Origin of the sequence: Delftia sp. WSY_10, assembly GCF_043104705.1 — a bacterium.
Lineage (GTDB): Bacteria > Pseudomonadota > Gammaproteobacteria > Burkholderiales > Burkholderiaceae_C > Comamonas > Comamonas tsuruhatensis.
The window spans coordinates 98,641-125,331 of record NZ_JBICKY010000029.1 but is presented as its reverse complement, the minus strand read 5'-3'; the positions used below and the strand labels follow the sequence as shown (position 1 = coordinate 125,331).

Here is a 26,691-nt window from a genome sequence, read left to right as displayed (position 1 = left end):
GGCCCCGCGCCGCTGCCCAAGGTCAACCACCGCTTCTACCATGTGCCGGCATCGAACACCGCTGTCGGGCATCTCATCCTGGAGAACGCAGCATGAGCCGGCCTTGCGTGGTACTTCTGCCGGGCCTGCTGTGCGACGAGACGGTCTGGCACGAGCAGCATGCGGCCCTGTCCTTTGCCGGTGTTGCCGAGTGCATTGTTCCGTCCTATGGCGCGGCGGCCACCATCGAAGACATGGCGCGCCTGGTGCTGGATGGCGTGGCGGCCGAGCGGTTTTCGCTGGCGGGCCATTCCATGGGCGGGCGCGTGGCCCTGGCCATTGCCGGCATGGCGCCCCAGCGTGTGGAGCGGCTGGCCTTGCTGGACACCGGCATGGACCCCATCGCCCCGGGCGAGGCCGGCGAGAGCGAACGCGCCAAGCGCATGGCGCTCTTGCAGATCGCCCGGCACAGCGGCATGCGCGAGATGGGCCTGCAATGGGCGCGCGGCATGGTGCATCCGGACCGGCTCGATACGCCGCTGTTCAGTGAGGTGCTCGACATGGTGGCGCGCTTCACGCCCGAGGTGTTCGCCGCGCAGATCAATGCCTTGCTGAACCGCCCCGATGCGGGCGATGTGCTCAGGCAGCTGCGCTGCCCGACCCTGCTGGCCTGCGGTCGCCAGGATGCCTGGAGCCCGCTGTCACGCCATGAGCGCATGCAGGCCCTGTGCCCGGGCGCCGAGCTGGTGGTGATCGAGGACAGCGGCCACATGAGCACCATGGAGCAGCCGCAGCAGGTGTCGCGGGCACTGCTCGACTGGATGGGGCGCTGAGCGAGCGCTGCACTCAGACTAGGCCGGCGGATCGCCCACGGCCCGCCGGCAGGCCTGCATGAACAGCTCCAGGTCCTGCGATGCCGTGCTCAGCGCACGCGTGGCCAGCCCGATGCGCCTGCGTGTGGAAGGCAGGTCCACAGGCACGATGGACAACTGCCCGCCGTGGTCATCCTGCAGGGCCTGTCCGCGCGAGGCCAGGGCCAGCCGGCCCGTCTGCAGCACAAAGGCCAGCGTCATGGTCGGGCTGCTGGCGCGCAGGCTGGCGCGCGGCGGCTCCAGGCCCTGGCTGCGGAACAGCTGGACCATGGCGCGGTCGGCCGGCGTGCCGGGCAGGGGCGACACCCAGGGCCATTGCAGCAAGTCCTCCAGAACCAGCTGGCCGCAGCCCAGGCAGGCATGGCCGGCCGGAGCCACCACGACCAGGTCATCGTCGAACAGGTGCAGCTGGCGTACCTCATCGGAGGGCATGTCGGCGCGCAGGGCGCCGGCGATGGCGTCGATGTCGGCGCTCAGCAGGTGCTGCACTAGGCTCTCGTAGGTGCCGTCCACGATGCTGACCTCGATGTCCGGGTGGCTGGCGGCCAGGCTGTCGACCGCGCGCGGCAGGAAGATTCCCACCGACAGCGGCAGCACGCCGACCACCACGCGCCCTCGGATCTCGCCGCGCCAGGCGGAAATATCGCTGTCCATGCCGCGCACCTCGGCCAGGGCCAGCTTGACACGGCGCAGCAGCGCTTCGCCGGACGGCGTCAGCCGCGTGCCGAAGGCCAGCTTGTAGAACAGCTGCATGCCCAGACTGGTTTCCAGCCCCTGCAGCGCCGCATGCACGGCGGGCTGCGTCAGGCCCAGCCACTGCGCGGCCAGGGATTCGCTGCCGCAGTCGGCAATGGCCATGAGGGCGCGCAGCTGGCCCGCAGGCACGGTCTCGGCAAAACGCTCGGGCAGGGGAGGGCGCCTGGCCGCCAGCGTGGCGGCGGCCTGGGCGTCGGCCGCGCCGCTGCCCAGGTGCTGGAGCATGGCTTCGATGCGGGCGGCCAGCTGGCTGCCCAGCGGGGTCGGCATCATGCCGCGCGCCCCCCGCATGAACAGCGGCATGCCGCAGGCCTCTTCCAGTTGCAGCACCGAGCGCGCCACGGCCGGCTGAGAAAGATGCATAGCCTGGGCGGCCCGCGTGGTGCTGCCGTGGCGCACCACGCCCAGCATGGCGCGCATGGCCCGCAAATGGCCTGCCAACTCGGGAAAACGCGAGGGATTGCTGCTGGCCCAGGGGGCAAGAGAATGGTTCATTGAAAGGCGCTTCGCGGTACGTTGGAAGAACGTGTTTTGATTGTCCCATAAGAAAAACGCATTGATGGCCGTTGCTCCGGCATTGGCCGGATCGGTGCCGGCATGGAATGCTTGGGGCCTGGATCAAGACAGCCCATCGCAGGCTGCGAATTCCGGGGAGACAAGAAACATGAACCATGAAATCGACCGGCTGCTGGCCCGCCAGGCCTGCCTGGACCTGGTGCTGCGCGCTGCTGCCTTTGCGGATGCCGGTGATGCCCAGGCCCTGGCGCAGCTGTTTGCGGCAGACGGCCAGCTGCAACGGCCCGGCGGCGAGGTGCTGGGCGGGCGCACGGCCATCGCCGCTGCGTACTCCCGGCGTCCTGCGGGCCGCATGACCCGGCATCTGGTCACCAACACGCTGGTGGAACTGCAAGGCCCGGACCGCGCCAGCGCGCGCAGCCAGGTGCTGCTGTGGTCCTGCGACGAGGCCGATGCCATCACGCCGCACGGCCGCCCGGCGCAACCGCGCCAGCTCGTAGGCGAGTTCGATGACACCTTCGGCCGCAGTCCTGAAGGCCATTGGCTGATCACGCGCCGCGTGGCGCGCTTCGTCATGTACCGGGACCTCCCGGGCGCCTGAAGAGCAGGGCGCCCAGCCGCTTTCTCCCATTTCCCCGTGCCCGCCACTCTCGCCTTTCCCAAGGCGCAGCGTTGCGGCGTGCCGATTCCGCAACGACAACGACAGGAGACACAAGCATGAAACGCACTCTCAAGAGCATTCCCCACCCCCCAGCCAAGCGCCAACTGCGGGCTTGTCTGGCCCGCCTCGCCCCGCTCGCCATGCTGGCAGCAGCAGGCGGCGCCCAGGCCCAGACCGCCTCATCGGTGACGCTGTACGGCCATCTGGACACCGGCATCGAGCACCTGACGAATGTGCAAGGCGGCGGATCGCTGACGCGCATGCCCGGCCTCACGGGAACGGCACCGTCGCGCTGGGGGCTGCGCGGCAGCGAGGATCTGGGCGGCGGCCTGAGCGCCGTCTTTGCGCTGGAGTCAGGCTTTGGCCCGGATGCCGGCACCTTCAACCAGGGCTGCCAATGCAGTGGCCGCCATGCCCAACGAGTTCCTCAGCTTCCGCCTGGGTGGCGAGGAATACGGCATCGACATCCTGCGGGTACAGGAGATCCGCAGCTACGAGGCTCCCACCCGCATTGCGAACGCACCGCATTTCATCAAGGGAGTGATCAACCTGCGTGGCGTGATCGTGCCCATCGTCGACCTGCGCCTGAAGCTCGGTTGCGAGTCGGCCGAGTACACCGATTTCACCGTCGTCATCGTGCTGAACGTGCGCGGACGGGTCATCGGCGTGGTGGTCGATTCGGTGTCGGACGTTCTGGCGCTGGGCGCGGACAACATCAAGCCGGCGCCCCGGATGAGTGCCTCGGTGGATGCCGGCTACATCATGGGTATGGGATGCTTCAAGAGCGGCGATGTCGAACGCATGCTGATTCTGACCGACATCGAAGCGCTCATGAGCAGCGCCGAGATGGGGTTGATGGAGGCCGCGATGCTTTGATTGATACGATGTATATTATGTTTAATCGTATACGCTCCTAGATCGGGAGCACTTTTCCAAGGACCGACCGAACATCCAGCCGCATAACCTGCGGCTTTTCGCGATGTTCAGATCACCACGACCTGCTGGCCTACCCCATCTGCATAGCTTGCTGGACAACATCCAGGCCAGCGAAAAAGAGATAGCGCGGCTCCTAGACATAACAGTCCCAACGCTCCGCAAATACAAAGCCAAAGGGCAAGCACCGCGAACCGTGATGCTTGCCCTTTTTTGGGAGTCAACATGGGGCCTGCGGACTGCTGACGTGACCGCCGCGAATCATGCCGCACAGTACTTTGCACTGGCGCAAAGCCTTAGGCGTGAAAATGATCGACTTGTCAAGCAATTGTTGATAATGGAGCAGGAGCTTTCCAACTCGCAAACCGGTGCTGCCAACAGCCCCATTTTCAAAATCCGCTAAATCAGTCCCTGTACTGCAGCTCGAATCGCTTCTTTGCCGCCATGTATGCATTCACACATGGCATGGTTGCAGAGTCCACCTTGCAGGCCTCTGGAGGCTGATAGAAGCGCTCCCAAGCAGCATTCTTGCGCTCTTGGCGAAGGCGCTCCTGTCTAGCCTGCTCAAGCGCTTGCCGCCTCTGTTCATCCTGCGCCTCTCGATCGCGCTGCCTCTGCTCATCCTGGGCTTCTCGATCACGCTGCCTTTGCTGCTCGGCAAGCTCCAGTGATCGCTTCATTTGTGCGGTAGCTCGTTGGGTCTGCGTCTGAACTGCTTTCAGGGCCTCATTCATGCGCCAGGCCAAGATTTGCTCGTAAGCAAGTGCCGCGAGTAACCCGCCAATAAAAACGCCCAGCGCGATCTTGATCACATCAACGAAAAACGAGTTTTCATTGCTTTCGCTCATATACCTGGCCATACCGCCCTCCTCTTCTGTCAACGAGTGTAGCCAGCAGCACGTGGAATCTGAAAGGGCTCGCGTAACTCTGTGATTTACAGATGAATGCTTTGCATTCCTCCGCAAATCCCAGAGCAACGCTGCAAGCGGCAGGAGCGCTTCGCGCAACAGCCGTTGTCTTTTAGGGCGGCGGTTTGCGGCCCGCTGGGTCCAGGCGCTGCGCTTCGCGGACCTGAGCCGGCGCGGCCGCGGAGGCAACGACGCGGCAGTGTTGACCTGGTCGAAATCTGGAAGCTTGCGCAGGCGCGCTGGGGAGATCGTGAGCACATCGCTGGGTACGTCGCGCGGGACAAGGTGAACATCAGGGGCTTCGCCCCCGATACCCCCGTGCTATCCGTGCAGAGATAGTGCCCAGCTTCCGCGCTGCGGTTTCACAGTGAAGACTGTTCCAGTCTCCCCTGCGAAATCCTCGATCAGCGACGGCCAACGATGGATCGAGCGACATCGAGCGCATAGCGCAATCCGTACTGCGGCAGGGGCGCCGGGAACACAGGATCGGGTACGAGCTCGACCGGGCGCGGCTCGAAACGCGACAGATCTCCACCCGCCAGTCGCTCAGCGCCGGTATCGGTGAGCTGGGCGCAGAGGCCCGGAGCCACAGGCACAGGTTCGCCGACCTGGTCAAAGCAGCTACACCGCTTCGGCGACCTGATGCAGCCCACGGCCTGCGCGCCTGGCACCCGGAGCTCAGCAGCAGGAGCGCCCGGAGCTACTGGCAGTGGGATGATTTCGGAGACGGTTGGGGGAACAGCTAACGGAGGCGTCAAGGACACCGGAGGCAGGCCCTGCGCATGCACAAGACCGGCAGCGGACACCACGGCGCAGCAGAGGGCATATGCACGGATCATGGTCCGCTCCCATCGTCGTAGAGCTTGCCCGCGGCCCACAGGCACACAGCGACACACAGCAGCCAAAACCAGATCATGAGCCCCCCTTGAGATAGCGGCGCGCGAGTGCCCATGCCTCATCCGGCGGCAGTCGGGAGCAGAGGGCAATCGCAGGTAGTTGAGGCTTGCGCACAGGCGCCGACTTGAGCTCAGGCGGGGACATGCGCAGCAGGCGCGCGAGCCAGGACCTGCGCCGGACTGGCTGATCGTGACGGCCCTTGACGTGCCACGGGCTCAAGTAGCTGTACGGGCCTGCATAGAGCTCAGCCGCGAAGCGGGCGTCTTTCGGATCGCGCGCCCAATCCCTGAACACCTGCAGCGTGTCGTAGCCGTCATGCAGGTCTTTGCCCGAGAACCACTCGCGATCGATAGTGACGCCGGGCACATCAGTCATGCTGGTGTTGGCGATGTGAAATTTGGGGAGCCGTCCACGCTTGCCCAAGAATGTCCCCACGATGGGGATCTTGATCTTGTCGGCCCGGATGCAGCGCACCTGATATTCGGCCAGGCCTGCCCGGACCTGCTTATCAATCATGTCCAGGTGCTGGACGATGAGGTAGACGTCCCAGCCGTGCTTGCGCGCATGGATCAACCAGTCCAGGAGCTTGGCACGCTCAGGGTCTGCGAAGCTACGCGCGTTGAGCCAAGAGCCGAGCTCGTCGAGCACAAGCAGGCCGTTGAGGTCCTCGTCGTGCCGATGATCAGGGTTGCCCGGGCCAATGTCAGCAAGGTCCTGGGCCGTGGGCTTGTCGGGCACGCGCGTGGCTGTGGTCCTGCTACCAGCTGGCAACAGGTGCTCCAGGAAGAGATCGAAGTTTGTGGCCACACGGCGCCCCTGCTGCAGGGCCTCGCGCATCTTGAGCACGCAGAACTTGCCCTTGCCCGTGCCCAGCTTGCCTTGCACAACGTAGACGGGCATATCAACCTGCCTTTGCGAAGAGATGCAGCAAATCGCGCTGCCACGTGTAGACAGTGCACGCGGTCCAGATCGTGATGTACGTGGACAGGCAGCCAGGCGCAATAGGCGGGATGGCCATCTGCAGGCACATCATGAAGAGCTCGGGAGGGCCCTCACCCATGGCCGCTGTGAGCGACGACAGCGAGGCACGCATGGCGATGAATAGCGCTGCTGTGAGACCAGTCATTAGAGTGACCATCGCGATACCAAAGGCTATCTTGCGAGAGACGTAAGTGACGAGCGCGGCGACAAGACCTGCAAACAAATTGACGAGCAGGCCACCGAGTAACGGCATATCAATCCCCCTTCGTCGTCACGCGGAACACCATGCCCAAGACGGCGATGAATGTGCCCACAGCCCACAAAAAATTGAGCACCAAATTTGTGTAGGGAACGATGTGGCAGATGTCGATGCGCATCTCCACACCGGTACCTATGGGGAGCGTGCCCAGACTGATGGGACGGCACTGACCGTGCACGAACCATGACCAGCTGGTGCCCCAGCTCGTATCTTTGTCACCCGTGCCGGTGATCTTGTCCGTGCCCGTTTTGCGTTGGGCATCCAGACCATCAAGCTTGCCGTTGAGCTCACCGTAAGCGGACTTGCCGTCGGGGGTACCGGTCTCGTCAATGGCGCATTTGGGCTGTCCAGGCAGGCCGCAACCCTTTTTATCCTTGTCGCCGTCACCATCGCCCTCGCCGCCAGTACCGCCACCAGTGCCACCACCTACAGCAGCAGCAGGCCCACCAGGGTTACCACCATTACCTGCAGATGGCGTGCGCCCAGTGCCGCCAATGCCAGAGCCATCACCTGTACCCGGCTTTTGCCCTGCGCTAGGATTGCCTTTTCCTTCGCTTTTCCCTGTTTTTTCTTTGGGGGTTTGCCCATCAGGTGGCGGAATGGGCTTGTCAGCATTACCAACGCAAACCGTACTCCCGTTAACTTCCCCAACAAAGCCAGGACATTGCATGTTAGGCGCCTTAGGGTTCAATGGCACATCTTCAGGGCCAGGAGTACACGCGATATTACCCCCAATCATAGAGTAATCACCGGATATGCGGTAGAGACCTTGAGTGCTGGGCACTTGAGAGCGATATATTTCAGGGCTTGCTACCTGATCAAAACTAGCACGGCAACCGTTAACACAGGCAGCTCTATCAGTATTGGGGAAGTTGAGCGACCCCACAAAATCCTTTGAATCGGTGTTAGAGCTACGAGCCCAGCCAAGGGTAAAGTTTGCAGTAGTTACCTTGCCGTCCCCCGCCTCACACTTGTCTTGAGCAACGCATTGCCCATTCTCCGATTTAAATCCCTGCTTGCACTGGCATTGATTGCCGACCTTCTCTGCATTAACTATGCATTGACCATTCTTCGTGCATTCACTTTGAAAATAACCCGTACTGCCAAGATAGCCGCCTGAATATTGCCAGCCGCAGTTATCTCCAAAGCATGTCCAGTTACGAGCAACAGCAGGATCGTTTAGCTCACTCCGAGGAGGAAAATTAGCAGGACTACACATATCCTGCGCATATGAAATTGAGTTAAAAGAAAATAATAGAAATAAAACGTACACAGCAAATGACCGCGCACAGTTTGAGAGATTCAAAATGCGCGCGGCCATCATCAAGCCTTGCCGCCGATGCGCTTGATGAACTTGGCGCCGACCGTCCAGCCCACCGTAGCCAGAGCAACGGTGATGAAGGCGAGGCCAGCGACCGCGATGATTGCCAGGATTTTGTCCTTCGCATCGCCGATAGCGGCCTCAGGAGTCGTAGCCTGCGCAAACACAACAGGAGCGGACATTGCCAGGACAGCGAGGACTGCCAGGCGGTTTTTCAGAGCTTCTTTCATGCTCATTTCCTCTTTTGAAACCGGAAAGCGCCGGGACGCATCAGGCGGAATTGCCCAATTTGGTGATCCAGGAGACCAGGACGCCGAACTTGTATCCAGCGAAGTAGCAGGCACACAGGCCCGTGAGAAACAGCGCCATATCAGCCGCTCCTGCCCTGCCGGTAGCCCAGCACGAAGGCGAAAAACAGGCAGGCGGCAATCTGCAGATCGGGGTCCATATCAGCCACCGCGGAGATCGCGTTGCATGGTCTGGGCCCAGTCGGGCGCGGGCGCCTGATACATCGCCTCGGATGCAGAGCCTGCGGCCAGAAAAACAAAGACAAGTGCGAAAAACATGTGTGTCCTCCTTGCGTCCGGGGCATCCGGCCCGCCCGCTGCGCAGGCAGACCGGAAGCCCCTACCGCTGCGGCTGGTGATCTGAAGCCTCGCGCCGGGCAAGCCAGCGATCGAAGAGGCTGCGAGCGAGTTCGTAGGCCATGGCGCCGGCGACCCCACCGACCAGGCCAAGCAGCAGCGAGACTTCGCTGAGAGCGCGCAGCAGGTCTTGCGCGTGTTGCTGGTCGCCGTCCATCCCTACTTCTTTGCTTCCACAGGGACGATTTCGGTGATCATTTCTTCGCGCTTGCCGAAGCGCATCACTGACTCGGTAGTGAGCTCGGCAGTGATCGGATAGCTCAGGTGCTGGATAGGACGCAGCAGGTCCACAGACACGGGATAGCGGTCGCCCATGTATCCCTTGGACACATTGCCCGCCATGGGCGGAGCAAGACGGGTCATGGTGTAGACCGTGCCGATGCTGTAGGGCTGACCTGTTTTTTTCGAGGTGCCCTCACTGATCTCGATGCCGACAATTTGCTTAACTTCTTTTGCCATTTACGCTGCTTTCTGTATCAGGTCGCAAACCCTCGACCAATTAGGGCCAGCTTCCAAGCTGGAGGACTTCACACGTCGAGGCACGCCGATGACGCGCACTTCTTCAACGAGGGACGAAACATCAAAACCATCGATTTCTGAGGCGCAATGAATGGCCTTGCCATAGGTGCGGCGCAGATGGATAAGCAGGTGAGAGAGGGTCACTTCCCCCTCTGTGCGCTGCGTTGGAATCACGTCGCCGGCTTGATTGATGAGATCCGCCAGCACGGGATAGGCACCCGCGAAATAGCGGTCCCTGTCCGTCAACGCATCAAGCGGTATGACGCGATCACGCGATCCGAACTGCACCTCATAACGCGTCCATTTCGAATTGGGATCGCCGAGTTGCTGGCCTTTTTCATATGCCCGGCAGACCTTGCCGTTTTTCGCTTTGCCGATGTACAAGGTGCGCTCCCTGCTGTTGAGCCAGTCGCCGGCTTGGGATGTCGCAGGGGGGCGACCGGATGTGCTGAAACGCCCTGCTTTGTAGAAATCGACCGCATCTTCGACGGTGTATTCGCCATTAAGGAAGTCCACGGCAAGATCCAAGCGCGTGATCTTTGCTTCCAGAAATTCAATCAGTTCGCGGACCTCACTCCAATCATTGAAGAGAGCGCAGCCACTGCCGGAAATCGTGACGAGGCACGATCCTTTTTGAGCCTCGCCGCCCCAGGCAATAAAGCCCATGGGCTGTTTCTTGGAGCCCACGTGGGCCACCAGAGTGACGCTGTGCTTGTAGCCGCGCAGCCCCTTGCCCTCATCCAGGCCAGTGACAGGCCGGCGCATGATTTGGGAAAGTCGATCTATCAGGTCGAACAGCGTGATGCGAGGGCGATCCTCGGTGCCGAGTTGGAACGTGAAATTCAGCCAATCGACCTTCGCTTTTTGCTCGCAGACGCTCGGGGAACTTTCCCCCCGTGTTACCGCACGGGGGGGGCGCGCTGCGCGCGCCGTGGACAGCTGGCGAACGTTGCTCATGCGGCCACCTGAGCGTATGCGGCACGCGCAGCGGCCAGGGTTTCATAGCTGCGACCTGCGGCCTTTTCGCGGCTGATGAAGCCCTCGAAATCGTGGTCCTGCGTGCTGTAGTCAAGGATGAATTTGGCGCAGGCCGCAAGGCGCCAATAGACATCGAACATGCGCAGATCGTCGGCGCGACGTGGATGGGCCATCATGGAATCGTGTAGACGGCGGAAGCCCTGCAGGCGGTGTGCTGTCTCCGAGGTCATGCGCGACGCTCGATAGAAACCAGATACCGAACCGTAGGTTCAGGCTGAAACACCGGCCCGCAGTCGCTGCGGCTGGTGACGTTGACGATGAGGCTCGCAACAGAGAGAACCAAACTGGTGAGAGCCAAGCCAAAGGTCACCCAACGGATGGTGCCCATCCCCTGCCCGGCAGCGGCCGGAGCCGGCAAGCAAGCAGCCGGTGCCGTGGTGGCAGGGGATGGACGTTCGAAATGTTGCGAGGGGGGCATGCCGGCTCCTGTAAACGACTGCAACATGCAGTCATGAAGCTGGAATGTGCCTTTGACTGCACATTGCAGTCAAGGGTCTTGGATAATGACTGCAATTTGTAGTCAACAAGCCACAGGAGCGCACATGCAAACGACCATGGAATTGCTGGAAAGAGCCCTCAAGCAGCAACCCGCGCCCTACTGGACGCAGCGTCTGAACCTTGCACGAACCACGCTTGCCACCGCCAAGGTGCGCGAGCACCTCAGCCCCGCGATAGCGGGAGCACTGGCGGAAGAGATGGGCGAAGACGCCCAAAAATGGATGGTGATTGCAGCGCTAGAAAGCGAGCGCGAGAGCGCCTGCAAGTCGCGCATGGTGCGCAGATTTCTGGTGGGCGGCGCCCTCACCCTAGGCGCTGTCGGAACCGCTGCGGCCCGGGTGGTCTGTATATTATGTTAAATCACAGTTGCGATTAACACTGTCCAAACCCAGGTAAGGCACTCTTCCTGCACCAGGCCTGCCTGTCTTCCGCCTCTTTTTTTTCAGCTGTTCAACCCTCTTCCCAGGCTCTCCAGTTCCTGCCTCAACAACAACTCCGTCTCCTGCGGTTCGAATTGGCGTTGCAGCAGCGGGATGGTGAAGACGTAGCGTGCGTCGTGCACGCCGTGGGTTTCATCGCGGCGCAGGACGTAGGCCAGTTGCAGGCGGGCCAGGGATCGGCGCAAGGCCTGGGCCTGGCCGGTTGCGCCGTGGGCCTGGACCAGGGCGTCGAGCGCGGTCAGGCTGGTGTGACCTTGCTGGGCCGTGTGATAGACGGCGATGCGGTCCAGGCGGCAGGCCTGTTCGTCGGTGCTAAGGCGGCCCCAGCCGACCAGCGCATCCTGTACGGGCTGGGATTCCAGCGCCTGGCGCAGGTGGCGCTCTTCGATCACGCGTTCGTCGGGCCCCAGGGCTTGCAGGCATTCCTGGCAGAGGATGGCAACCAGATTGGCCCGCCTGCCGCTGGCCTCGATCAGGCGTTCGGCCAGCGCGTCGTTGGCGTAGCCCACGCGCAGCCTGCGCAGCGGCTCGGTGGCCAGTGCCTGGCAGGCGGATGGCTCCAGGCCACCGATGGCCAGGATGTCGCCGAAGTTGCGCAGCGGCGACTGGTAGTCGAGCAACGCGGCCGCATAGAGATCCCAGAATCCAGCCAGCATGAACCAGCAACGGCCCTCCTCGCTGAGCGCGCGCAAGGCGCTGAGCTGGGGATAGCCGTTGCGGGCCTCATCGCGGAAGAACAGGTCGGCCTCGTCGATCAGCAGGTACAGCCGCCTGCCCTGCGATTGCGACTGCAGGTGTTCGATGATGGCCTCCAGCGGTGTCTCCACGGGCAGGCCGAACTGGGTGGCCAGGCGCGGCGTAAGGCGGTGGTCGCGCAGCGAGAGGTAGTGGCAGGCAATGGACGGATGCTCCTGCAGGCGCCGTTGCACGGCCTTGAGCAGGCTGCTTTTGCCGAGCTGGCGCCCTCCCACGACCAGGTAGTTGGCAGGTTCGCGGTTGAGTACGCGCGCCAGCAGGCGCTCGCGGCCGAAGAACACGTCCTCGCGCGTCACGCCGCCGCGCGTCTGGTAGGGCGAGATGCGCGTGACCTGCAGCTGCGCGGCCAGCAGCCGCAGCAGCACCTGCGCGGGCTCGCCGCCCATCAGCCATTCGGTCTGACCGGGGCTGTCCAGCACTGCGTGCAGATTGGCGCGGTCCTCGGCATGGCGCTGCAGCAGCGGCATGGGCGACTGGGGATGCTGGGGGCTGAGGATCAGCACCACATCGCCGCCGGTCTGCAGCAGGCGCAGCTGGCGCACGAGTTCGCCCTCTTCCAGTTCTTCCAGTTGCTCTGGCAGCGCATAGACCAGGCAGCGGCCCAGGGCGATGGGCAGGTCCGGCGGCAGCGTCCATTCGAACATGCCACCGGGCACGGGCCATTCGCCCTCGGCGGTTTTGCAGGTGGCCGATAGTCGTTCGGCCAGGGCGCGCACGCGGGCGGCGGGGCTGGCGCCGGCAAGGCGCAGGGCACGCTGCCAGTCGGGCGGGCGTATGCCTGCGGCGCGCAGCACGGCGGACCGCCGGCCGGTGAGCCGCAGCAGCCGGTCCAGCTGGGGAAGATGCTGATACGGCTTGCGGCGCAGGCGCCCGGGCTTGAGCTGCGCCGGGCCTATCAGCGGATGGCGGACCAGCCACAGCAGGGCCAGGCCGCCAAAGACCAGGGCGCAGGTCCAGATGATGTTGCGCAGCCAGCCAAAGGGTTCGTGCTCTGGCTGGCCTGGCGAGGGGCTGCAGTTCAGCGGCAGATAGCGTGGCGGGGTGGGTGGCTGGCCGCCCTGGCAGCTCCAGTCCTGGCTGGGCATGTTCAGCTGCAGCAGGACCTGGGTTCCTGAGAGCACGCCCATCTGGCTGTCGCGCACGATGTCCGCCTGCAGCACGAAGGGCCTGGGCGAACTCATGCGCACGCGGGGCTCGGCAATCTCCGGTGCCACGCTGGCGATGTCCTGCGGCCAGCTTTCATGCTGGCGCACATGCTCCATCAGGGCCAGGCGCCACAGGATGATTTCGTTCCAGACCCGCCCTGAACTTTCCGCGCCCTGCAGGCTGCCGCGGGTAACGGGGTTGTAGCGGGGCAGAAGTATGGCGGTGCCTATGAACAGCGTGAACAAGGCCAGCAGCGCGGCGCGCCAATAGGATCGGGGCAGCTGCAGAAGGCGGGCCGGGCCGCTCATGCCTGCAGCACTGCCATTGCGGCTTCGCGGGCGATGTCGCAGCGCCAGTGCAGGTGGGCGCCCTCGCCCGCTCCGCGCACCTGCAGCAGATTGCCCCAGAACAGGCGCCGCAGCACGGCATCCTGCAGATAAGGCCGCGCACGGCCCAGCGATGCCGCATCCACCAGGCTTCGCAATTGATCGCGTGCGGCCGGCTCCTGCGCCAGGGGCAGCAGGGTCTGCCACAGGCGCGCACTGGCCACCAGATGGGCGCGCAGCAGTGGCGAGTGCACGGCAGCGATGCCCACACCCTGCTCCACCAGCCATTGCAGCGCTTCCTCGAAGAGCGCGGGATGCCCGCCCGTCAGGGCCTGCAGCGCCTCGATGACCTCGACCGGCCAGGCTGTTGCCGGCCAGCGCTGGCGCGCCATCAGGGCCAGGTCTTCCAGCGTGGGGTCGGGCCAGTGCGCCACCTGGCCGATGTTGAGCAGGGACAGGTCGCCGCTGCGGTACTTGAGGTCGGCCAGCGCCTCGCTGCCGCACAGCAGCAGGTGCAGGCGGCCGCTGTGCATTTCGCTGAGGCTGCGCAGGATGCCGGCCAGCGTCTCGCGCAGTGCGGCCGTGCCTTGCTCGAAACGGCTGACCAGGCAGAACAGGCGGCCGCCTGCCAGCAGGCGCTTTTCCAGCAGGGCCTCGAATTCGTAGTCCGAGCCCACCTCGCCCAGCCCGCACTGCCGGCCCAGGGCCGCAAAGTAGTCGGCCGGGGCCGTGCTCACGCTGTACGGCGGCTGGATGTGCAGTACCGCCTCGGCGCCGTACTGGGCGCGGGCACGCAGCAGCAATTCCTGGCGGAACGGGGGCTGCCCCCAGTGCGCGGGAGACAGCAGCATGGTGATGGCATAGGGCGAGGCCTGGGCCAGCTGGGCAAAAAGCCGGTCCATGAAGCCGGCAAAAGGCTGGGCGCCAGCGGCTGGCGCCTGCAGCGGGAACTGCGTGGCAAAGCCGGCGGCGGAGAACAGGCGATTGGTCTCCGCCTCCGTCAGCCGCAGATACTGGGCGCAGGCGGCCAGCCGGTCGCGCGAGCGCGGATTGGGCAGGGAAACCCCATTCCTCCAGTTGTTGACGGCTTCCCGGCTCAGCCCGATCTCGGTGGCCACCCCCGAAGCGCTGGCACGGATGCGGCGCATGTACAGACCCAGAAGATGGCCGAAATCCTCGTGAACGCCTGCTGCCACGGTGGGGCCCTGCTCGATTGCGGTGGGCTGCATCAGCGCTGGCCCTGCTCAAAAAGACGGCGCCTGATGGCGCATGTCCATCCTGCCGTGACGACGGTCGGTATCCACATCCTGTTCACCCTCTCCTGGGACTTTGCCGGATCTTGTGCAATTTGTTTCATTCTGCCGAGCGCGGATTGTCTCAGGATGCCGGGTCGCTGCCGCCCTGCCCCGCGAACTCCCGCCGCGCACTGGCCATGCGGTACAGCGGCAGCACGACCGCCAGTACCAATCCCAGGGCCAGCCAGAGCCACAGGCCCTTGCCTCTGAAAGCCAGGGCGGCAACGACGGTGAAGGCGACGGCCTCGCACAGTCCGCGAAAGCCTGCCCGCAGCATGAACAGGCCCGCGATGCCGTCCACCGGCGACACGCCGCTCTTGCGCAGGCTGGCCATGGTCTCCAGCAGGGCCTGCACGGACTCCTGGGCCTGGCGATCGCGTTCCTGGTCACGCTCGCGCAGTTGCCTGATGGCCATGGGCTGGGCGGGATTGCTGAGTGAGGTGCCATCGTTGCCCTCTTCCTGCCCCGGGCGCGGATAGACCTCTGCGTCGGGATCGACCAGCACCTGGCGCTCCGGGTAGCGGGCCAGCCAGGCATGGTGGCTGACCCATTGGCCGGCATCGAAGTGATAGCGCTCGCTCTCTCCCACCTGGTCGTAGAAGACATGCAGCACCGCCGCCTGCAGGCCGTGCTGGAACAAGGTCTCCAGCAGCCGCCAGGGCATGCCGGCCGTGGTGCGGGTGTCGAAGCCCAGCTCCAGATGCTGGGGATGGCCCAGGGCGCTGGCATTGGCCCAGTCGTCATCCCACAGCGCGGATCGGTCCAGGGCGGGGTCCAGCTCATGGATCCAGCGCTCGGCCTGCTCCCAGGACTGCCGGGCCAGGTACTGGCAGATCAGTTGCACGCGGCGCAGCTGCAGGGGCGTATCGAAGAACAGATAGAGGTGATGGACGTTGCTGGACATGGCGGGCCTGAGGCGTTTGCAGGAATGCCGCGATTGTTCAATTGCAGCTGCCAGCCGGCCCTCCCAAGCCTGTCCAGCACGCGGCTGGCAGGCGCTCCCACCGGTTGACATTCTGTCCACTGCAAGAAGCGGGATGCAGGCGCTGCTGCGGCGCCCTAGACTGCGGCAATTGCCCACAGCGCCCATACCGCCAACCGCGCCCGCCATGCACAACCTCCGTCTTTTCGACAACGAAGCTTGCGAATCCGCCCCGCCCTGCCAATGGACGCAGATGGAGCACCAACTCGACGAGCACGGCTGTGCCCGGCTGCCCGGCCTGCTGGACGCGCAGCAATGCCGTGACCTGGCGGCCCTCTACACCAGGGAAGACGGTTTTCGCTCCCGCATCGTCATGGCCCGCCACGGTTTCGGGCGTGGCGAATACCGGTATTTCGACTACCCCTTGCCACCTCTGCTGCAGCGGCTGCGCGAACAGCTGTATTCCCGCCTGGTGCCGGTGGCCAACCGCTGGAACCAGCGCATGGGGCTGGATGTGCGCTATCCGGACCGGCTGCAGGACTTCCTGGCGCGCTGCCACGCGCACGGCCAGTTGCGGCCCACGCCGCTGATCCTCCAATACGGCGAGGGCGACTACAACTGCCTGCACCAGGATGTCTATGGAGAGCATGTGTTTCCGCTGCAGGTGGTGTTGCTGCTGTCTCGGCCGGGGCAGGACTTTGCGGGCGGGGAATTCGTCATCACCCAGGCCGATGGCGACAGGCAACGGGCCGATGTGATGGCGTTGGGCCAGGGCGATGCGCTGGTCCTGGCCGTGCGCCACCGGCCCGTGCCGGGGCGGCGCTCAGGCTACCGCCGCGCGGCCATGCGCCATGGCGTCAGCCGCGTCCGAAACGGCCATCGCCATACCGTGGGGCTGATCTTTCATGACGCACTCTGATATGACGCACTTTGATGGACGGCCGGTATGAGCACGCTGGATCTTTTTGCCGATGAACCTCCCATGGGCATCGAACCCATTGGTCCCCAGTCCGTGGTGCTGCGCGGCCATGCCCTGCCCCATGCGGCGCCACTGCTGGCTGCGGTGGACGGCGTCATGGCCCAGGCGCCGCTGCGCCATCTGGTCACGCCGGGCGGCTTCACCATGTCGGTGGCCATGACCAACTGCGGCACGCTGGGCTGGACCAGCGACAGGCGCGGCTACCGCTACAGCGCCATCGACCCGGTCAGCGGCCAGCCCTGGCCCGCCATGCCGGCCGTGTTTGCGCAGCTGGCGGGCGAAGCGGCCGCCGCTGCGGGCTTCGAGGGCTTCGCGCCCGACGCCTGCCTGATCAACCAGTACCTGCCCGGCAGCCGCCTGTCCCTGCACCAGGACCGCGACGAGCGTGACCTTGGCGCGCCCATCGTCTCGGTGTCACTGGGCATGCCGGCCACATTTCTGTTTGGAGGGCTTGCGCGCGCGGACAGGACGGCCAGGGTGTTGTTGCAGCATGGCGACGTGGTGGTCTGGGGCGGCGTGGATCGGCTGCGCCACCACGGCGTGTTGCCGCTCAAGGACCAGCCTCACCCGCTGCTGGGCGGGCGGCGCATCAATCTCACTTTTCGCAAGGCGGGTTGAATGGAGGGTTCGAAATGGATGGGCTGAACAGCAGTGATCGCTTCGCCGGCCTGGACTGGGGCCGCATTTGCACCCAGCTCGATGCAGAGGGCCATTGCCTGCTGCCACGGCTGCTGAATGCGGATGAAAGCCGCGCCCTGGCCGGCGAGGCGGCCATGCGCAATGGCCTGCCGCCCTCCCTCGACACATGGCGCCCGGTACTGTACCGGCACCTGCTTGCCATTGCCAATCGCTGGCGTGCCCAAATGGACATGCAGCCTGCCCTGCCCGCCTCGTTCGAGGCCTTCGGGCAACTGGGCCGCCAGTGCGGCCAGATGCATCCGCAGTCGCACCTGCTGCATGTGGCGCAGGCGGGCCATGCCCCGCTGCGCTCATACAGCGAAGGAGCGGCGGTGTTCCCGCTGCAGCTGGTGCTGCTGCTGTCCCGGCCGGGCCAGGATTTCGAGGGCGGCGAGTTCGTGATGACCGAGCAGCGACCGCGCATGCAATCGCGCCCCATGGTGCTGCCGTTGGGCCTGGGGGATGCGGCCATCATCGCCACGGGGCCGCGCCCGGTGCGCGGTGCGGCGGGCTTTTACCGTGTGCACCTGCGGCATGCCGTCAGCCGCGTTCACCGTGGCGAGTGGCTGGGTCTGGAGCTGCTTTTGCACGACGTGCCCCAGGCGCCAAAGGCTCTGCAAACAGACCGCTGGCTATAATGCCGCGCCTGCAAAGGCATCCGTGCAACAGGTGTCCACATGCCAGCCATGGGGATGAAACGGGAACAAGGTGACTGCCAGCAAATGCTTTTTGCGCTGCCGGCACAGGCCTTGGCTGCCCCCGCAACGGTAAACAAGTCAAGGCGCTCCACGCCTGTCCCGCCAGTCTCCGCAACCCTGCGGAGGGGCGATGACAGGCTGTCACTGGTTCATGGCGTGGTCTGCAACATGCAGCTTTTCGCGGGTGGATTGGGAAGACGGGGCGCTGGGCGCAAGGCATGTCCTTGCGCCGCTTGTGAGCCCGGAGACCGGCCTGCTGCGTTTCGCGCCCGCTGAGCGGGCGCTTTCTTGACTGTCTGCGGGGTGCGGATGGCAATGTCCTGCACCCTATCCTTGCACGCTGGCTGGAGAGGCGGCAGTGCCTTGCTTTCGCATCAGGCGGTCGAAGACCGATGTTCGAAATGCATTCCTCCCTTTCCTGCGTTCCCAGCACCCGTGCTGCCGATTCCCTTTGCCTTCGGCTGAGCCCGCTGGCTCTGGCCTGCGCCTTCCTGTCCGCTCCTGTGCAGGCACAGACTGTCCTGCCCGAAGTGCAGGTCACCGGCCAGGCCGAACGCATCGGCCAGCAACTGGCCCAGCCTGCGCGCTCGGCCAGCCATACCGGCGTCTCCAACCAGGAAGTGCCTGCCAGCGTGGATGGTGTTTCTGCCGAGCAGATGCAGGAGCGCGGCGACTACGCCCTGGTGGACGCCGTCACGCGCACCGTGGGCCTGACCTCCAGCAGCACGCCGGGCAACGGCGGCCTGTCCTTCAGCAGCCGTGGCTTTGCGGGCGTGAACTCCGTGGGCGTGGCCGAAGACGGCATGGTGCTGGGCGTGGCCGCCGGCACCACGGCCTATCCCGGGGACAGCTGGGGCTACGAGCGCATCGACGTGCTGCGCGGCCCGGCCTCGCTGATGTATGGCAGCGGCACCATGGGCGCCACCGTCAACGCCATCCGCAAGCAGCCCAGCCGCACCAGCTCGGCCGAGGTGCTGGTGGGAGCGGGCACGGACGACACGCTGCGCGTGGGCCTGGGCGTGACCGGCGCCCTGGGCGCCTATGCCAGCTACCGCATCGACAGCTACACCGCGCGCAGCGCGGGCGAGCGCGACCTGGACCAGTCGCGCAACGGCAAGTTCATGAGCACGTTGCGCTTGGAGCCCACGAGCGACCTGCAGATCGACCTGATTGCCGACCGCAGCGTGCAAAAGCCCACCCGCTACTGGGGCACCCCTGGCCTGGACGGCAAGGTGGTGGAGTCCCTGCGCGACCGCAACTACAACGCAGAAGACAGCGTGCTGCGCTATGCCGACGAGCGCCTGCGCGCCAAGGTGCAATGGAAGGCCAATGACTGGTTGACGGTGCGCAACGAGCTGTACCACGTGCAGTCGGACCGCCACTGGCGCAACATCGAGGCCTACGCGCTCAACCCCGCCACCTGGACCGTGGGCCGCTCCGACTACCTGGAAATCCTGCACGACCTGCAGCAGACCGGCAATCGCCTGGGCCTGAACGTGAACCGGGGCTCGCACAAGATCGCCATGGGCTGGGAGGCCGCGCGCATCAACCTGCGGCTGTCCAATAACTCGCCCTACGGCGGCTCGTCCACGGTCTCGGCCTGGGACCCCGTGCATGGCAGCTGGGCCAGCCCCGATGTCACCAAGGCCAAGACCGAAACCGGCGTGACCCAGCATGCGCTGTACCTGGAGGATGCCTGGCGCATCAGCAACCGCTGGCTGGCCATGGCCGGACTGCGCCGCGATGTCTACAGCTTTGCCAGCCATTCCCTGGTGGGCGGCACGGATTTCAACAAGACGCTGGCCGCCACCTCCTGGCGCCTGGGCCTGACCTATGAGCTGGCCCGCGACACCCATGTCTATGGGCAGATCAGCTCGGGCCATGATCCCGTCAACAGCCTGGTGTCGCTGAACCTGGCCAACACGGCTTACAAGCTGAGCAAGGGCCGCCAGGCCGAGATCGGCATCAAGCAGCAGGTGGCAGGCGGGCGCGGCGAATGGACGCTGGCCGTGTTCGACATCAAGAAGGACAACATCATCACGCGCGACCCCGACCGCCCGGCCATCTCCATCCAGGGCGGCAGCCAGTCCTCGCGCGGCGCCGAGGTCACTGCCAACTTCCAGGCCACGCCCACCCTGCGCCTGGAGGGCAACCTGTCCTATGTGGATGCCCAGTTCGACAAGCTCATCGAGGCCGGCGGCAACCGCGCCGGCAACCGCCCGCAGAACGTGGCCAAGACCACGGCCAACCTCTGGGGCCACTACCGCGTGGGCGCCTGGCAAGCCTCGCTGGGCCTGCGCTACGTGGGTGACCGCTTTGGCAACAACGCCAATACCGTGAACCTGCCCGCCTACACCGTGGCCGACGCCGCGCTGAGCTGGCAGGTGGACCCGCGCACCACCCTGAGCCTGATCGGCCGCAACCTGGCCGACAGGGTCTATGTGGGATCGAGCTACGGCAGCCAGTTCCTGGTCGGGCAAGGCCGCCGCTTCGAGATCGCGGCCCATATCCGGTTCTGATGGCCATGGCGCGCTCCAAAAGCCTCCACGGTCTCCACGGCCTGTGCGCTGGCGCCCTGGCGGCCACCCTTCTGCTGGCCGGCTGCTCGCGCAGCGATTCCGGCACCACCAGCGAACTGCCGGCACCGGCTGCCGCACCGCAGGCGGCCGTGACCGTCAATGTCTGCGGCAGCCCCGTGACCTACGCCAGCGCACCGCTGCGCGCCGTGACCCATGACGTGAACATCACCGAGATGTTTCTCTTTCTGGGCCTGGGCGACCGGCTGGTGGGCTACAGCGGTATCACGCAGGCCAAGCAGATCGACCCGGCCTTCCAGGCCCAGCTGGCCCGCGTGCCGCGGCTGGCCGAGCGCGAGATGAACCTGGAGGCCATCCTGGGCGCCTCGGCAGATTTCGTCTTCGGAGGCTGGAGCTACGGTTTTCGCCAGGGCCAGATCACGCCCGAGGTGCTGCAGCGCCACGGCATTGCCTCATATGTGCTGTCCGAATCGTGCATCCGCGTGGGGCCGCGCAGCCAGGTGGCGCTGGAAGACGGCCTGACCGACCTGCGCAACCTGGGCCGCATCTTCCGCATCGACGCCCATGCCGAGCAACTGGCGCAGGGGCTGGAGCGCGACCTGAAGGACCTGCGCGAGCGCATGCAGGGCGTGCGGCAGCGGCCTTCGGTCTTTGTCTACGACAGCGGCCAGGACATCCCCGTGACCGTGGGCCGCTACGGCATGCCGCAGGCCATGATCGAGGAAGCGGGCGGGCGCAACATCTTCGACGACATTCCCAGCAACTGGCCCGCAGGCAACTGGGAGGACGTGGTGCAGCGCAACCCGCAGTGGATCGTCATCATCGACTACGGCCAGCCCCATGCGCAGGGAAAGATCGACTTCCTGCTGGCCAAGCCCGAGCTGGCCGGCGTCGATGCCATTCGCGAAAAGCGGTTCTTCGTGATGACCTATGCCGAGGCCACGCCCGGCCCGCGCAACATCGCTCGGGCCCGCGCGCTGGCCCAGGCCCTGCACCCCGACCGCGTGCCGGCGACCGCCCATGCCGGGCACTGAGGCACGCACCCGCTGGCACAGCCGCCCGGGCGCTGCCCGCGCCTGGTGCCTGCTGCTGTTCGCGGCCCTGTTGCTGGTGATGACGCTGGCCATCACCTGGGGGCCCGTGGACATGCCGGCCGGCACGGTCTGGCGCATTGCCTGGAGCCGGTTGCTGCAGGCGCTGGGCATGCAGCCGCCGCCGCTGGAGGGCATCACGCCGCAGCACCAGCAGATCGTCTGGCTGATCCGCATGCCGCGCGTGCTGCTGGCGGCCCTGGTGGGCGCGGGGCTTGCCGTGGTGGGCACCATCATGCAGGCCATGGTGCGCAATCCGCTGGCCGATCCCTATCTGCTGGGCGTGTCCTCGGGTGCGTCTGTGGGCGCCGTGGCCGTGCTGGCCTTCGGTGCGCTGGCCTCGGCCGGCATGTACGCCCTCACGGCCGGGGCCTTTGCAGGGGCGCTGGCGGCCACCGTCGCCGTCTACCTGCTGGCGCGCTCCCAGGGCCGCATCCATGCCACGCGGCTGATCCTGGGTGGCGTGGCCATCGGCTATGTGCTGGCGGGCGTGACCAGCCTGATCACCCTGTCATCGGGCCAGCGTGACCTGGCCAATGCCCTGCTGACCTGGACGCTGGGCAGCCTGGCCGGCACGCAGTGGGAGGAACTGGGCATTCCCGCCGCCGTGCTGGCTGCGGGAATGCTCTGGCTGGGGCTGCAGACGCGCCCGCTCAACGCCCTGCTGGCCGGTGACGAGGCCGCCGCCACGCTGGGCGTGGACACGGCACGGCTGCGGCGCGCACTGTTCCTGGCGGTGTCGCTGCTCACGGGCACCATGGTGGCGGTCAGCGGCGCCATCGGCTTTGTGGGGCTGATCGTGCCGCACGCCGCGCGCATGCTGGTGGGCACGGACCACCGGCGCGTGCTGCCCGTGGCCGCCCTGGCCGGCGCCCTGCTGCTGGTGCTGGTGGATCTTGTCGCGCGCACGGCCTTTGCGCCCATGGAACTGCCCGTGGGCGTGATCACCTCGCTGATCGGCGGACCCTTCTTCGTCTGGATGCTGGTGCGCCAGCCGGTGCAGGGAGGGCGCGGCCCATGAAGCTGCAAGCCCAGGACCTGTGCTGGAGTGCCGATGCCCGGCGTGCCGACGCCCGGCGCATCGTGGACCAGGCCAGCCTCGCCCTGCACAGCGGCGAATGCGTGGGGCTCATCGGCCCCAACGGCAGCGGCAAATCCACCCTGCTGCGCATGCTCTACCGCGTGTTGCGGCCCGACGCGGGCTGCGTGCTGCTGGACCAGCGCGACATCCGGGATATGACGGCGCGCGAGTTCGCGGCCCAGGTCTCGGTCCTGGCGCAGGAGGCGCCGCAGAGCTTTGACTTCACCGTGCGCGAGGCGGTGATGATGGGCCGCATCCCCCACCAGTCCCCCTGGGCGGGCGACAGCGCCGAGGACCTCGCCTGCATGCGCCAGGCGCTGGCCCAGGTGAATGCCTTGGCGCTGGAGGCGCGTCGCTTCTCCAGCCTTTCCGGCGGCGAAAAGCAGCGCGTGCTCGTGGCCCGCGCGCTGGCCCAGCAGCCAAGGCTGATGCTGCTGGACGAGCCCACCAACCACCTGGACATACGCCATCAGCTGGAGTTGATGGGCCTGGTGCGCAGGCTGCAGATCAGCAGCATCGTCGCCCTGCACGACCTCAACATCGCCGCCCACTACTGCGACCGTCTCTATCTCATGGAACAAGGCCGCATCGTTGCCCATGGCACACCGGCCCAGGTACTGACGCCGGCCACCATCGGCCAGGTCTACGGCGTGGCTGCCGAGGTGGACATCCATGCCGCCACCGGCCGGCTGCGCATCAGCTTCATTCCCGATGAACTCCTCTGAAACTTCCATCCCGCCCGGGCCTGATGCCGTGATCGTGCTGGGCCGCGGCGGCACGGGCGCCGCCTCGCGCCAAAGCCTGATCGAATTGGCCGAGGCCTTGCGCCCGACGCTGGAGCCGGCCTGCAAGGTCGTCACATCCTTCGTGGACAAGGCTGCACCCTCGCTGCCCGAGGCGCTGCAGCAATGCCTGCCGGCCCGCTCCATTGTCGTGCTGCCCCTGTTCTCGCCCGACGAGCCTGCCCTGCTGCGCTGGCTGCACAAGCTGGCCATGCGCTGGCGCTCGCAGTTGCCGGACCAGACCGTGCAGGTGCGGTTTGCCGACCATCTGCTGGGCGCTGCGGCCATGCCCGCGCTGCTGGCGCCGCAGATTAGGCAAGCCCTGCAGACCCCGGATGTGGCCGAATCCGCAGGCGACCAATGGCAGCACGATCCCCAGGCCTGGTCCCAGGTACCGGACCACCAGCACCATGCCCTGGTCTGCACGGGACCGCGCTGCACGGCACTGGGCGCCGTGGCCGTCTGGCAAAGCCTGGGCGAGGCAGTGCAGGCCAGCAGCGAACTGCGTGCCAGGCTGCGCCTGCTGCAGACCAGCTGCCAGTACCCCTGCAACCATGGCCCGCTGGCCATCGTCTATCCGGACGGCGTCTGGTACGGGCGGCTGACAGTCGGGAATGCGGCCCAGGTGGTGGAGGCCCATGTGCTCTCACGGCAGGTTTGTGCGGAGCACCACGTGCACGGGCCTGTGGAGCTGGGAAAGCGGGCTTCGTGATGTCTCAGGGCTGCGCCGCCTCCAGCTCGGCCAGCCTCACCGCCACAAAATCCCGCAACGCACGCACCAGCGGCGTGAACTGCCTGCGACTGGGTGCGACCAGGAACAGCGGCACGCACTCGGTCGTCCAGTCGGTGCACAGCGCAAGAAGGCGGCCCCGGGCCAGGTCCTCGGCCACGTCGAAATACGACTTGTAGGCAATCCCCCGCCCAGCCACAGCCCAGCGCCGCACGGCATCTCCGTCATTGGCCACATTGCGGCCGCGCACCCGCACATGGACGGGCTCTGGTACGGCAGTCCCCTGCCCTGCCGGCCAGAAGCTCCAGCGGTCGTGCACTTCCTCGCCCAGCATGAAGCACAGGCAGTCATGGCCGGCCAGGTGGTGGGGGGTGGCGGGTGCGCCGCGTTCCTGCAGATAGGAAGGCGCGGCGCAGAGCACGCGGCGGTGCGTGTCCGACAGCGGCAAGGCCACCAGGCTGGAATCCTGCGGCCTGCCATAGCGAAAAGCCGCGTCCACAGGCTCGCTGTAGACATTGGCCGCGCGGTCGGACAGGTGCAGGCGCAGATCCACGCCTGCATGCTGGCTCTGGAACTCGTCCAGCCAGGGCATGAGCACGTTGCGGCCCAGGTCGGAGGGGGCGGCCAGTTGCAGCGTGCCGCGCAAAGCGGCCTGGCCGCCAGCCAGCTGGTCGCGCACCTGGCGCAGGCCGGCCAGCGCGGGGCGGCAGTGCTCCAGAAACAGCTCGCCCTCCTGCGTGAGCCGCAGGCTGCGCGTGGAGCGCACGAACAGGGTCACGCCCAGCTCTGCCTCCAGCCGCTTGAGCGCTGCGCTGGCCGCAGCCGGCGTCAGGTCCAGGGCACGCGCCGTGGCCGAGAGGCTGCCGCTGTCTGCGGTGCGCACGAAGATATCCAGGTCTTGCAGGCTTTTCATGGGCATTCACCAGGCTTTGATTTTCAAAAACTATTTGAAGCTTAGTCCAACGAGAAAGCCATTTGTCGTGCTTGCGCCAACTGGGCGCACGGCCTGGGATGGAAGCCGGCTTCCATCCTTTGGCAGCGGATCTTGGCGCCGGGGCAACCGTAGTATGGTTGCCGCCATGCAGCTCAAACATTTCGCCGGTGCCCTGGCTGGCAGCCTTGTGTTCGCCACAGCCACGGCAGGGGTCACCGCAGCCAAGACCCCCTCCTATCCCGATGCCGATGCCAGCGACCCCGCAAAGCTGGGCTGGATGGTGGGCTCACCGCCGCCGCCGGACCGCACGCTGCGCTTCGACGACGGCTCCTATTTCCAGTTTCCCGCCATGCGCTGGAGCGTCTCGCACTTTCGCCAGCTCATGCCCACCGTGAATGTGTCGCGCGGCCTGGCGCCTGCAGCGCCGCTGGCCCAGGCGCTGCGCGACGACATCGACGAGTTGCGCTTCACGCCATTGGGTGCCAGCCAGCCCATGACCTGGCGCGATTCGCTCAAGGCCAACTACACCGACGGCATCGTGGTGCTGCACAAGGGCCGCGTGATCTATGAGCGCTACTTCGGCGTGCTCAAACCCGAAGGCCAGCACGGCGCCATGTCGGTGACCAAGTCCTTCGTCGGAACGCTGGCGGCCATGCTGGCTGCCGAGGGGCAGCTCGACCCCTCGCGCCGCGTGTCGGAGTACGTGCCCGAGCTGGCGGCCTCGGCCTTCGGCAATGCCACGGTGCGCCAACTCATGGACATGACCACGGGCATACGCTTCAGCGAAGACTATGCGGACCCCCAGGCCGAGGTCTGGGCGCACGCGGCAGCGGGCAACCCGCTGCCCAAGGCCAAGGACTACACCGGGCCGCGCAGCTACTACGAATTCCTGCAGACCGTGAAGCCCGAAGGCGTGCACGGCAAGGCCTTCGGCTACCGCACGGCCAACACCGATGCGCTGGGCTGGGTGCTGGCGCGCGTGAGCGGCCAATCGGTGGCCGATCTGCTGTCCGAGCGCATCTGGAGCCGCCTGGGCGCCGAGCAGGATGCCTACATGTCGGTGGACTCCACGGGCACGCCCTTTGCAGGCGGCGGACTGAACCTGGGCCTGCGGGACCTGGCGCGCTTTGGCGAGATGCTGCGCAACCGGGGCCAGTTCAACGGCCAGCAGATCGTTCCCGCAGCCGCCGTGGACGATATCCGCCGGGGCGGCGATGCGGCGGCCTTTGCCAAGGCCGGCTACAAGCTGCTGCCGGGCTGGACCTACCGCAACATGTGGTGGGTCACGCACAACGCCCATGGCGCTTTCGCGGCGCGCGGCGTGCATGGCCAGACCGTCTACATCGATCCCAAGGCACAGATGGTGATTGCGCGCTTTGCCTCCCATCCGGTGGCTGGCAATGCGGCCAATGACCCGACCTCGCTGCCCGCCTACGAGGCGCTGGGCAGGCTGCTGGCGGGGGAGCGCTGAAGGGGAGCGAATTTCCCGCATAGGCTTCGGCGGCCAGGGGGCA

28 protein-coding genes, 2 pseudogenes and 1 riboswitch are annotated in these 26,691 nt (G+C 65.8%); of the genes and pseudogenes, 16 read left to right on the top strand and 14 right to left on the bottom strand.

Annotated elements, in window-relative coordinates:
* Both ACF8ML_RS13260 and ACF8ML_RS13255 read left to right on the top strand, forming a co-directional pair.
* Positions 1-96: pseudogene (locus ACF8ML_RS13260) on the top strand (protocatechuate 3,4-dioxygenase); the annotation flags it as partial.
* Positions 93-812 (top strand): alpha/beta fold hydrolase, encoded by a 720-nt coding sequence (locus ACF8ML_RS13255; RefSeq protein ID WP_016453402.1) that lies wholly within the window; start codon positions 93-95, stop codon positions 810-812. The pseudogene ACF8ML_RS13260 and the gene ACF8ML_RS13255, both read left to right, overlap by 4 nt.
* A gap of 18 nt (positions 813-830) precedes the next feature.
* On the opposite strand, the gene ACF8ML_RS13250 is transcribed toward ACF8ML_RS13255, so the two are convergent.
* Positions 831-2,102: a LysR family transcriptional regulator gene (locus tag ACF8ML_RS13250; RefSeq protein WP_209669244.1), complete on the bottom strand. Its 1,272-nt coding sequence runs from the start codon at positions 2,100-2,102 to the stop codon at positions 831-833.
* Positions 2,103-2,271: 169 nt separating this feature from the next.
* On the opposite strand from ACF8ML_RS13250, the gene ACF8ML_RS13245 reads away from it, so the two are divergent.
* The 4 genes and pseudogenes from ACF8ML_RS13245 (at position 2,272) to ACF8ML_RS13230 (ending at position 4,120) form a co-directional block, all read left to right on the top strand.
* The gene (locus tag ACF8ML_RS13245; RefSeq protein ID WP_392407206.1) at positions 2,272-2,724 is read left to right on the top strand and encodes a nuclear transport factor 2 family protein; all 453 of its coding nucleotides are present in this window, start codon (positions 2,272-2,274) and stop codon (positions 2,722-2,724) included.
* A gap of 116 nt (positions 2,725-2,840) precedes the next feature.
* Positions 2,841-3,200: pseudogene (locus ACF8ML_RS13240) on the top strand (porin); the annotation flags it as partial.
* Positions 3,196-3,660 (top strand): chemotaxis protein CheW, encoded by a 465-nt coding sequence (locus tag ACF8ML_RS13235; RefSeq protein WP_236884711.1) that lies wholly within the window; start codon positions 3,196-3,198, stop codon positions 3,658-3,660. The pseudogene ACF8ML_RS13240 and the gene ACF8ML_RS13235, both read left to right, overlap by 5 nt.
* A gap of 148 nt (positions 3,661-3,808) precedes the next feature.
* The gene (locus ACF8ML_RS13230) at positions 3,809-4,120 is read left to right on the top strand and encodes a hypothetical protein (RefSeq protein ID WP_280064922.1); all 312 of its coding nucleotides are present in this window, start codon (positions 3,809-3,811) and stop codon (positions 4,118-4,120) included.
* Position 4,121: 1 nt separating this feature from the next.
* Here the strand turns inward: ACF8ML_RS13230 and ACF8ML_RS13225 are convergent, their stop codons facing one another.
* The 9 genes from ACF8ML_RS13225 to ACF8ML_RS13185 form a co-directional block, all read right to left on the bottom strand.
* On the bottom strand, positions 4,122-4,565 hold the full coding sequence (locus ACF8ML_RS13225) for a hypothetical protein (protein ID WP_158530184.1): 444 nt from the start codon (positions 4,563-4,565) through the stop codon (positions 4,122-4,124).
* 972 nt (positions 4,566-5,537) lie between these two features.
* A complete protein-coding gene (locus ACF8ML_RS13220) occupies positions 5,538-6,422 on the bottom strand; it encodes a zonular occludens toxin domain-containing protein (protein ID WP_392407205.1) in 885 nt (294 codons plus the stop codon).
* Between the two features lies 1 nt (position 6,423).
* Complete coding sequence (locus tag ACF8ML_RS13215; protein ID WP_043793286.1) at positions 6,424-6,756, bottom strand: DUF5455 family protein; 333 nt, start codon at positions 6,754-6,756, stop codon at positions 6,424-6,426.
* Between the two features lies 1 nt (position 6,757).
* Positions 6,758-8,083: an EB domain-containing protein gene (locus ACF8ML_RS13210; RefSeq protein WP_392407204.1), complete on the bottom strand. Its 1,326-nt coding sequence runs from the start codon at positions 8,081-8,083 to the stop codon at positions 6,758-6,760.
* A 2-nt stretch (positions 8,084-8,085) separates the two neighbouring features.
* The gene (locus ACF8ML_RS13205; protein WP_392407203.1) at positions 8,086-8,313 is read right to left on the bottom strand and encodes a hypothetical protein; all 228 of its coding nucleotides are present in this window, start codon (positions 8,311-8,313) and stop codon (positions 8,086-8,088) included.
* A 397-nt stretch (positions 8,314-8,710) separates the two neighbouring features.
* The gene (locus ACF8ML_RS13200; RefSeq protein WP_392407202.1) at positions 8,711-8,884 is read right to left on the bottom strand and encodes a hypothetical protein; all 174 of its coding nucleotides are present in this window, start codon (positions 8,882-8,884) and stop codon (positions 8,711-8,713) included.
* A gap of 2 nt (positions 8,885-8,886) precedes the next feature.
* Positions 8,887-9,186 carry a hypothetical protein gene (locus ACF8ML_RS13195; protein ID WP_154834298.1) on the bottom strand — a complete coding sequence of 100 codons (300 nt, stop codon included), beginning with the start codon at positions 9,184-9,186 and terminating at the stop codon, positions 8,887-8,889.
* Positions 9,187-10,203: a replication initiation factor domain-containing protein gene (locus ACF8ML_RS13190; RefSeq protein ID WP_392407201.1), complete on the bottom strand. Its 1,017-nt coding sequence runs from the start codon at positions 10,201-10,203 to the stop codon at positions 9,187-9,189.
* Entirely contained in the window at positions 10,200-10,397 is a 198-nt protein-coding gene (locus tag ACF8ML_RS13185; protein ID WP_392407200.1) for a hypothetical protein, read from the bottom strand. The genes ACF8ML_RS13190 and ACF8ML_RS13185 overlap by 4 nt, the downstream gene beginning before the upstream one ends.
* Positions 10,398-10,826: 429 nt before the next feature.
* Between ACF8ML_RS13185 and ACF8ML_RS13180 the strand changes: the two genes are divergently transcribed.
* The gene (locus ACF8ML_RS13180; protein ID WP_392407199.1) at positions 10,827-11,141 is read left to right on the top strand and encodes a hypothetical protein; all 315 of its coding nucleotides are present in this window, start codon (positions 10,827-10,829) and stop codon (positions 11,139-11,141) included.
* Positions 11,142-11,224: 83 nt separating this feature from the next.
* Here ACF8ML_RS13180 and ACF8ML_RS13175 read toward each other — a convergent pair whose 3' ends face one another.
* The 3 genes from ACF8ML_RS13175 to ACF8ML_RS13165 all read right to left on the bottom strand — a co-directional run bounded on the left by ACF8ML_RS13175 (position 11,225) and on the right by ACF8ML_RS13165 (position 15,649).
* Complete coding sequence (locus tag ACF8ML_RS13175; RefSeq protein ID WP_016453407.1) at positions 11,225-13,432, bottom strand: AAA family ATPase; 2,208 nt, start codon at positions 13,430-13,432, stop codon at positions 11,225-11,227.
* Positions 13,429-14,679 (bottom strand): hypothetical protein, encoded by a 1,251-nt coding sequence (locus ACF8ML_RS13170; protein ID WP_267179089.1) that lies wholly within the window; start codon positions 14,677-14,679, stop codon positions 13,429-13,431. The genes ACF8ML_RS13175 and ACF8ML_RS13170 overlap by 4 nt, the downstream gene beginning before the upstream one ends.
* Positions 14,680-14,827: 148 nt before the next feature.
* Positions 14,828-15,649, bottom strand: coding sequence for a hypothetical protein (locus tag ACF8ML_RS13165; protein WP_016446083.1), 822 nt, complete (start codon positions 15,647-15,649; stop codon positions 14,828-14,830).
* A 205-nt stretch (positions 15,650-15,854) separates the two neighbouring features.
* On the opposite strand from ACF8ML_RS13165, the gene ACF8ML_RS13160 reads away from it, so the two are divergent.
* The 8 genes from ACF8ML_RS13160 to ACF8ML_RS13125 all read left to right on the top strand — a co-directional run bounded on the left by ACF8ML_RS13160 (position 15,855) and on the right by ACF8ML_RS13125 (position 24,225).
* The gene (locus ACF8ML_RS13160) at positions 15,855-16,586 is read left to right on the top strand and encodes a 2OG-Fe(II) oxygenase (protein ID WP_392407198.1); all 732 of its coding nucleotides are present in this window, start codon (positions 15,855-15,857) and stop codon (positions 16,584-16,586) included.
* A 27-nt stretch (positions 16,587-16,613) separates the two neighbouring features.
* Positions 16,614-17,264, top strand: a complete 651-nt coding sequence (gene alkB, locus ACF8ML_RS13155) for a DNA oxidative demethylase AlkB (protein WP_212645833.1) — start codon at positions 16,614-16,616, stop codon at positions 17,262-17,264.
* Between the two features lie 14 nt (positions 17,265-17,278).
* Positions 17,279-17,962 carry a 2OG-Fe(II) oxygenase gene (locus ACF8ML_RS13150; protein WP_392407197.1) on the top strand — a complete coding sequence of 228 codons (684 nt, stop codon included), beginning with the start codon at positions 17,279-17,281 and terminating at the stop codon, positions 17,960-17,962.
* A gap of 12 nt (positions 17,963-17,974) precedes the next feature.
* A riboswitch (cobalamin riboswitch) is annotated at positions 17,975-18,294 on the top strand.
* A gap of 120 nt (positions 18,295-18,414) precedes the next feature.
* Complete coding sequence (locus ACF8ML_RS13145) at positions 18,415-20,541, top strand: TonB-dependent receptor (protein ID WP_392407196.1); 2,127 nt, start codon at positions 18,415-18,417, stop codon at positions 20,539-20,541.
* Positions 20,541-21,593 (top strand): ABC transporter substrate-binding protein, encoded by a 1,053-nt coding sequence (locus ACF8ML_RS13140; protein ID WP_392407195.1) that lies wholly within the window; start codon positions 20,541-20,543, stop codon positions 21,591-21,593. Before ACF8ML_RS13145 ends, ACF8ML_RS13140 begins: the two co-directional genes overlap by 1 nt.
* Positions 21,580-22,671, top strand: a complete 1,092-nt coding sequence (locus tag ACF8ML_RS13135) for an iron ABC transporter permease (protein ID WP_151019688.1) — start codon at positions 21,580-21,582, stop codon at positions 22,669-22,671. Before ACF8ML_RS13140 ends, ACF8ML_RS13135 begins: the two co-directional genes overlap by 14 nt.
* Complete coding sequence (locus ACF8ML_RS13130; RefSeq protein ID WP_203399379.1) at positions 22,668-23,456, top strand: ABC transporter ATP-binding protein; 789 nt, start codon at positions 22,668-22,670, stop codon at positions 23,454-23,456. Before ACF8ML_RS13135 ends, ACF8ML_RS13130 begins: the two co-directional genes overlap by 4 nt.
* Positions 23,443-24,225 carry a CbiX/SirB N-terminal domain-containing protein gene (locus tag ACF8ML_RS13125; protein ID WP_392407194.1) on the top strand — a complete coding sequence of 261 codons (783 nt, stop codon included), beginning with the start codon at positions 23,443-23,445 and terminating at the stop codon, positions 24,223-24,225. The genes ACF8ML_RS13130 and ACF8ML_RS13125 overlap by 14 nt, the downstream gene beginning before the upstream one ends.
* Positions 24,226-24,229: 4 nt before the next feature.
* Here ACF8ML_RS13125 and ACF8ML_RS13120 read toward each other — a convergent pair whose 3' ends face one another.
* On the bottom strand, positions 24,230-25,156 hold the full coding sequence (locus ACF8ML_RS13120) for a LysR family transcriptional regulator (RefSeq protein ID WP_205626935.1): 927 nt from the start codon (positions 25,154-25,156) through the stop codon (positions 24,230-24,232).
* Positions 25,157-25,322: 166 nt separating this feature from the next.
* On the opposite strand from ACF8ML_RS13120, the gene ACF8ML_RS13115 reads away from it, so the two are divergent.
* Positions 25,323-26,648, top strand: coding sequence for a serine hydrolase domain-containing protein (locus ACF8ML_RS13115; protein ID WP_392407192.1), 1,326 nt, complete (start codon positions 25,323-25,325; stop codon positions 26,646-26,648).
* Positions 26,649-26,691 lie beyond the last annotated feature (43 nt).